The organism is Neisseria sp. P0021.S007, from assembly GCF_051956855.1.
Genome location: NZ_JBQCXA010000224.1, coordinates 1 through 926 on the forward strand (window position 1 = coordinate 1; position 926 = coordinate 926).

The 926-nt window shown below is 48.4% G+C and carries 1 protein-coding gene; it reads left to right on the top strand.

Annotation, left to right across the window (positions count from 1 at the left end):
* Window positions 1-926, top strand: a 926-nt coding sequence (locus ACTHUR_RS12390) for an MFS transporter (RefSeq protein WP_440398781.1), incomplete at both ends; no start/stop codon positions are given.

Here is a 926-nt window from a genome sequence, read left to right on the forward strand (position 1 = left end):
GATTACCGGTTTGCTGGTGCAGCCGATGATTGGTGCGATGAGTGACCGCACTTGGGTGCCTGGATTGGGTCGCCGCCGCCCGTATTTCTTGATTGGCGCCATCGGTTGCAGCCTCTGTCTCTTTATCTATCCGCACGTTACCGCATTGTGGGTAGCTGTATTGTTGCTGTGGCTCTTGGACATCAGTAACAATACTGCAATGGAACCTTTCCGTGCCTTTATTGCCGATACGGTTCCTGAACATCAGCAATCTACCGGTTTCTTGATGCAGTCTGTGTTTACCGGTTTGGGTATTACACTGGCCAACGTTTCCCTCTATATCTTCCAGCAAATCGGTTGGTTGAAACAAACTTCCGAAGCGGGTATCCCGTATTGGGTATTCGGTTCGTTCTATATTGGTGCGGTTTGCTCTATCGGTTCGGTTTTGGTTACCGTTTTATCGACATCCGAACGCGAGCCTAGTCCTGCAGAAATGGCAGCCATTAAAGCGCAACCAAGTGGTCCGGCTCATGCTGTTAAAGATATTATCGTTGCTGTACGCGAAATGCCGACTGCCCTGAGGCAACTGGCTTTGGTGTATCTCTTCCAATGGTACGCACTCTTTATCTACTGGCAATATATTTCTCACAGTATCGTCCAATCCGTTTGGGATTCGACTGTTGAAAATACCGAAGCGTATAGTCAAGCGGTTGCATGGACCGGTTTGGTAAACGCTTCCTACAACGTTGTAACCTTTATCTCTGCTTTTGGCTTGATGTGGATGGCACGCAAATATGCCGCCAAATATGTTCATGCCTTTGCCGTAACCCTTGCCGCACTGGCCTTGCTTAGCATTCCGCACATCGGTAATAAATACTTAATGTTTGTCCCAATGATTGGTTTCGGTGTCGGTTGGGCAAGTATGATGGGCGTGCCGTTTATGATTG